3 protein-coding genes are annotated in these 6,958 nt (G+C 52.4%); 2 read left to right on the forward strand and 1 reads right to left on the reverse strand.

Annotation, left to right across the window (positions count from 1 at the left end; genetic code table 11):
• Positions 1–229: 229 nt before the first annotated feature.
• Positions 230–853 (forward strand): GNAT family N-acetyltransferase, encoded by a 624-nt coding sequence (locus tag QT992_RS27440; RefSeq protein ID WP_333322100.1) that lies wholly within the window; start codon positions 230–232, stop codon positions 851–853.
• Positions 854–1,627: 774 nt separating this feature from the next.
• Here the strand turns inward: QT992_RS27440 and QT992_RS27445 are convergent.
• Positions 1,628–6,604: an Ig-like domain-containing protein gene (locus QT992_RS27445; protein WP_333378195.1), complete on the reverse strand. Its 4,977-nt coding sequence runs from the start codon at positions 6,602–6,604 to the stop codon at positions 1,628–1,630.
• A 56-nt stretch (positions 6,605–6,660) separates the two neighbouring features.
• Here QT992_RS27445 and QT992_RS27450 point away from each other — a divergent pair.
• A partial coding sequence (locus QT992_RS27450; protein ID WP_333378198.1) for a hypothetical protein occupies positions 6,661–6,958 on the forward strand: 298 nt, incomplete at its 3' end.

A 6,958-nucleotide genomic window follows, 5' to 3' on the forward strand; every position in this document is an offset into this window, starting at 1 on the left:
TCTAGTATTAGGGGATGAGTTTTATTTTTTCATAACTAGAGTATTAACTGCTAAAAATTTTCCCTTTACCTCAAATACTACTTAAAGTCAAGCACCAAAAAATGTAATTTAATCGGGCTAATAAACTATGCCTATAAGTTACGTTATAAGATCAGTATAACATCAGTGAATTTTCTAAGAGGGTAGCTTAGAAACCCGCGTAAAAAAATTAATATAGTGGCCTGGCATTGTGAATCCTTCATTTTTTTCCTCACCATCTCACCAACAACAAACTCCCGGACTTTCGGGTTTTTCGATCCGGGTGGCTGCGCCGAACGACTTGACGCAGCTAGCTGATATTTTGGCCATGAGCTTTCACTCCCGCGAGGGGTTTGTAGAATGGGTGTATCCAGTGTTGCGTTTGGGCATTTACGAAGATTTAAAAAATCGACTGCGTTCTAAGGCAGAACATTACATTTGTCTGGTTGCTGAGCTAGTCTCGCGCGAGGAGGGAACGCAGAATTATAGGGCGCACCGAGATCAGCGCCTAACAGGAACAGTAGAAATGGCTCTACGTTCTCGCTTTCCTTGGCAAATCCCTAATTCTGACTATCCTTATTTGTCGAATTTAGCCGTTCACCCGGAGTACCGGCGGCAAGGGGTTGCTCAACAATTGCTCAGCAACTGCGAGGAGACAGCCAGAGAATGGGGATTTTCTGAGATTTACCTCCACGTTCTGGAAAATAATCACCCAGCGCGACAGTTGTACTATCAAGCCGGCTATCGCTTGCAACAGGTGGATTGGAATTGGAGTGGTTGGCTGTTGGGCCAGCCGCGCCGGCTGTTTTTACGCAAGCAGATTTCGCTATCCTAAGCTAAGTATTTGAATTGATTATGGGGAATTGGGGCTTCGCCAAGAAAAAGGAAAAAATAGCTCTTCTTTCCTTCTATTGTGAATCAATGGAATGGGAATGGGGAATTATTGATGAATTTTAGTTTGCTCTTAAGCCCGATCGCCAAGGGAGCATCTCAGTTTTGTAAAAAGCATTTTTTTTATTGTAGTGCGAGCGTCCCCGCTCGCGTATTGTACAATACGCGAGCGGGGACGCTCGCACTGTAAATGCAAAACTGAGATGCTCCCGATCGCCCAACCCACTAAAATTAGTTAGTAGTAAACACTCTTTGCTACCAACCCTGGGGTACCTTGGAACACCTGTAAAACCTACAAAGTTATATCAAATCCCGTAGCCTCGTCGGGCGTAAAATCCCGTCAACAATCACGGACGCTGCAACAGGAATTAATCGAATTAATCTGCGTTAATCTGTGTTAATCTGCCCACATCTGCGGTTTAAAAAAGAAAACTTCTCGAACCGCAGATGACAAGGGATTGACGCAGATTCACGCCGATAATCAGAGATTTATGAATAATCCCGATGCTAACAGATTTAATATTATACCAAATCCGGCTTGAATACACCTTGATTTTTTAGCATTTTAGAGAGGAACAAAAGGCAACTGTAAGAACGAGGTCAAGGGCCGAGTGCTACAAAGTTTTTAACCCGGATTGAGTATTGTGAGGAACGCCACAGAAGTTCATATCTGCTGTGGCGTTTTGTTCGTCATAACAGGAGACTTTCGCCGCCAATTCTAGAGTTCAGAGAGATTTGGTAGGAAATCCGAGGAGCCGATCGCCCCGTTAACCCCAACCAGATTCGCTAAAACCCGATCGGTTCCTGCTACTAGCAGCAACGTACCGTTCGGAGTGGCGCTAAATTGCAACTGCTGGAAACTCAGGCCCTCCCTCAAAACAAACTTATCGACGGCTACCTCGAAGTTAATGACAGTATCAATACCGCCATCAGCACTCAACACATATCGATCGAACCCAATACCTCCAATTAAAGTATCCTCGCCCAAGTCACCAAACAGCCAGTCATCTCCAGCGCCCCCATTGAGAAGGTCGTTATCTTTACCACCAATCAGAGTATCGCTGCCAGCATCTCCGTTGATAGTATCTAGGCCTTCATTGCCGTAGAGCAAGTCATCGCCGTCACCGCCGTTGATGCAGTCTTGCTGGTCGTTTGCGCCCACCGAGACAGCCCGGTTATCAGCACGATCGCCATAGATAGTATCATTCCCCTCGCCACCGCAGAGTTCATCGCTGCCGTCACCGCCGTAAATCAAGTCGTCACCCAGATCTCCGTGTATGAGGTCGTTAGCTTTGCCGGCGAAAATCAAGTCGTTGTCTTCACCGCCACTGAGGGTATCGTCACCCTCATCGCCGAACAGCACATCAGCACCGATGCCACCAAAGAGCAAGTCTTGGCCGCCAACATCTTGAACTCGACTTCGAGCACCGCCGTACATGGTGTCGTCGCCGCTATCGCCGACAAGGGTATCAGAGCCAAGTTCGCCCCAAGTCAGGTCATTATCTTTGCCACCCCAAACACAATCATTGCCTTTACCTGCTTGCACGGTATCATTACCGTGGCCGCCGCCGATGATGTCGTTGCCACTGTCGCTAAAGATTAAGTCTTGTTCGCCGATATCCCCGATGGACTGGGAACTGCCACTGTCACCGAGCAGAGTATCGCCTCCTTGGCCGCCGTAGAGGGTATCGGAGCCTAATTGACCGTAGATGATGTCAGTGCCTTTACCTCCGTAAGCGCGATCGTTATCTTTGCCTGCAACCAGCGTATCGTTGTCTTGTTGACCGTTGAGGAAGTCGTTACCGAAGCCTCCGTACAGCAAGTCGCGTCCCTCGGAGTCGGTGGCCCTTTGGTCGCGGATGCCCCCAAACAAGCTGTCGGAGCCGATGCCACCAAACAAGGTATCGTTCGCGAGTTCGCCCCAAATTAGGTCATTTTCTTTACCTCCAAGGGCAATATCGCCACCTTTGCCGGTATGGATGATATCGTCGCCCTCGTTGCCGTTAATGAGGTCTGTACCGTTGCCTCCAAAGAGCAAATCGCGAGCATCGTCAGGATTTTGGGAGTTGTTCTGCCCGTTGTCTCCCAAAATCGTATCGGCACCTAGATCTCCAAAGAGAGTGTCAGAGTCTAAGTCGCCGGCAACCCAGTCATTCTGTTTGCCTCCGTAAACACTATCGTTGCCCTCGCCTCCGTCAACAATATCGGTGTCAATGCCACCAAAAACCCTGTCATTGTCTTCGTTGCCGTAAATTTCGTCCGCGCCGTCTTCACCTAAAAGCAGGTCGTTGCCTCCAAAACCGACGATTTTTTGGTTGCCTTTGGTGTCTGCGATGAAGCCATCGCCGTCGGTTCCTTTGGTGGTTTGTCCCTCTGAAAATTGTGAAATAGGCCGGACAAATCCAACAGCAGGTGGTTGCTGCGGGGGCGCAAAGTTAATTCCGGGTTTTTCCATAATGGGCCCACACAAACAGTCGGTATCTGTTTCCCCGATCGGATTTGAGACGATCGGCGATGCCGGCGTTGGTGTGGGAGTTGGCGCCACCGGGCGCAAGATAGCCGTGACAGTAGCGACAGCGGGACTGGTGGCACCGCTGTTGTCTGTGGCGCTGTAGGTGAAATTGGCTCCTGTAAAGTTGCCCGTCGTGAAGAAAAATAGTTGCTGCAACTGTGCTGGAGTCAGGACTTGGCCGGGTGTCACGGGTACGCCGCCGCCCAAAGCGGGATCTCCTAAAAACAGAACGGCTTGGTCTGGTGAGGGCAGGGTGTTGATGGTGTAAGAGACGATCGACCCGTCGGGGTCGCTTCCTCCCAATCCCGTGACTAACTGGCTGCTGTTGGGCGCGAGGCTGGAGTTGGCATTGTTGGCAACTGGCGGTTGGTTGTCAGTTGGAAGTATGGCCGCGACAGTAGCAGCACCAGGACTGGAGGCGCCGCTGTTGTCTGTGGCGCTGTAGGTGAAATTTGCTCCTGTAAAGTTGCCTGTGGCTTGCAAAAATAGTTGCTGTAACTGTGCTGGAGTCAGGACTTGGCCTGGTGTCACCGGTACGCCGCCGTTGGCTGGATCTCCTAAAAACAGAACGGCTTGGTCTGGTGAGGGCAGGGTGTTGATGGTGTAAGAGACGATCGACCCGTCGGGGTCGCTTCCTCCCAATCCCGTGACTAACTGGGTGCTGTTGGGCCCGACGCGGGAGTTGGCATTGTTGGCAACTGGCGGTTGGTTGTCCGTTGGTGTTGGAGTTGGTGTGGGCCCTATCAGTCCAGCCACACTAGCGGTAGCGACTGGACTGATAGCACCGCTGTTGTCGGTAGCGGTGTAGGTGAAATTGGTTCCTGTAAAGTTGCCTGTCGTGAAGAAAAACAGTTGCTGCAACTGTGCTGGAGTCAGGACTTGGCCTGGTGTCACCGGTACACCACCGTTGGCGGGATCTCCTAAATACAGGACGGCTTGGTCTACTGGGGGCAGGGTGTTGATGGTGTAAGAGACGATCGACCCGTCGGGGTCGCTTCCTCCCAATCCCGTGACTAACCTGCTGCTGTTGGGGCCGAGGCGGGAGGTGGCATTGTTGGCAACTGGCGGTTGGTTGTCAGTTGGAGTTGTTGGAGTTGTTGGAGTTGTTGGAGTTGTTGGAGTTGTTGGAGTTGTTGGAGTTGTTGGAGTTGTTGGAGTTGTTGGAGTTGGCGCCACCGGGCGCAAGATAGCCGCGACAGTAGCGGTAGCGGGACTGGTGGCGCCGCCATTGTCTGTGGCGCTGTAGGTGAAATTGGCTCCTGTAAAGTTGCCTGTCGTTTGGAAAAATAGTTGCTGTAACTGTGCTGGAGTCAGGACTTGGCCTGGTGTCACTGGTACACCCCCGTTGGCTGGATCTCCTAAAAACAGCACGGCTTGGTCTGGTGAGGGCAGGGTGTCGATCGTGTAAGAGACGATCGACCCGTCGGGGTCGCTTCCTCCCAATCCTGTGACTAACTGGCTGCTGTTGGGCCCGAGGCGGGAGTTGGCATTGTTGGCAACTGGCGGTTGGTTGTCAGTTGGAAGTATGGCCGCGACAGTAGCGGTAGCGGGACTGGTGGCGCCGCTGTTGTCTGTGGCGCTGTAGGTGAAATTGGCTCCTGTAAAGTTGCCCTTCGTTTGGAAAAATAGTTGCTGCAACTGTGCTGGAGTCAGGACTTGGCCTGGTGTCACCGGTACGCCGCCCAAAGCTGGATCTCCTAAAAACAGGACTGCTTGGTCTGGTGAGGGCAGGGTGTTGATGGTGTAAGAGACGATCGACCCGTCGGGGTCGCTTCCTCCCAATCCCGTGACTAACCTGCTGCTGTTGGGCCCGACGCGGGAGTTGGCATTGTTGGCAACTGGCGGCTGGTTGTCCGTTGGTGTTGGTGTGGGCCGTATCAGTCCAGCCACACTAGCGGTAGCGACTGGACTGATAGCACCGCTGTTGTCTTTCGCCCTGTAGGTGAAATTGGTTCCTGTAAAGTTGCCTGTGGCTTGCAAAAATAGTTGCTGCAACTGTGCTGGAGTCAGGACTTGGCCGGGTGTCACCGCAACACCACCGTTGGCGGGATCTCCTAAAAACAGCACGGCTTGGTCTGCAGGAGGCAGGGTGTCGATCGTGTAAGAGGCGATCGACCCGTCGGCGTCGCTTCCTCCCAATCCCGTGACTAACCTGCTGCTGTTGGGGCCTAGGCGGGAGTTGGAATTGTTGGCTAATGGCGGTTGGTTGCCAGTTGGAAGTATGGCCGCCACCGTAGCGACAGCGGGACTGGAGGCGCCGCTGTTGTCTGTGGCGCTGTAGGTGAAATTGGCTCCTGTAAAGTTGCCTGTGGCTTGCAAAAATAGTTGCTGCAACTGTTCTGGAGTCAGGACTTGGCCTGGTGTCACTGGTACACCACCGCCCAAAGCGGGATCTCCTAAAAACAGAACGGCTTGGTCTACTGGGGGCAGGGTGTTGATGGTATAAGAGGCGATCGATCCGTCGGGGTCGCTTCCTCCCAATCCTGTGACTAACCGGCTGCTGTTGGGCCCGACGCGGGAGTTGGCATTGTTGGCTAATGGCGGCTGGTTGTCCGTTGGTGTTGGAGTTGGGGTGGGCCCTATCAGTCCAGCCACACTAGCGGTAGCGACTGGACTGATAGCACCGCTGTTGTCTTTCGCCCTGTAGGTGAAATTGGTTCCTGTAAAGTTGCCTGTGGCTTGCAAAAATAGTTGCTGCAACTGTGCTGGAGTCAGGACTTGGCCGGGTGTCACCGCAACACCACCGTTGGCTGGATCTCCTAAAAACAGCACGGCTTGGTCTGCAGGAGGCAGGGTGTCGATCGTGTAAGAGGCGATCGACCCGTCGGGGTCGCTTCCTCCCAATCCCGTGACTAACCTGCTGCTGTTGGGGCCGAGGCGGGAGTTGGAATTATTGGCAACTGGCGGTTGGTTGTCAGTTGGAAGTATGGCCGCGACAGTAGCGACAGCGGGACTGGAGGCGCCGCTGTTGTCTGTGGCGCTGTAGGTGAAATTGGCTCCTGTAAAGTTGCCTGTGGCTTGCAAAAATAGTTGCTGCAACTGTGCTGGAGTCAGGACTTGGCCTGGTGTCACTGGTACACCACCGTTGGCTGGATCTCCTAAAAACAGGACTGCTTGGTCTACTGGGGGCAGGGTGTCGATCGTGTAAGAGACGATCGACCCGTCGGGGTCGCTTCCTCCCAATCCTGTGACTAACCGGCTGGTGTTGGGGCCGACGCGGGAGTTGGCATTGTTGGCTAATGGCGGTTGGTTGTCCGTTGGTGTTGGATTTGTTGGATTGGTTGGATTTGTGGGATTTGTTGGATTGGTTGGATTTGTGGGATTTGTTGGATTGGTTGGATTTGTGGGATTTGTTGGATTGGTTGGATTTGTTGGATTGGTTGGATTTGTGGGATTTGTTGGATTGGTTGGATTTGTGGGATTTGTTGGATTGGTTGGATTTGTGGGATTTGTTGGATTGGTTGGATTTGTTGGATTGGTTGGATTTGTGGGATTTGTTGGATTGGTTGGATTTGTGGGATTTGTTGGATTGGTTGG

This window comes from Microcoleus sp. T3_D1 (assembly GCF_036700405.1).
Taxonomy (GTDB): Bacteria; Cyanobacteriota; Cyanobacteriia; order Cyanobacteriales; family Microcoleaceae; genus Microcoleus.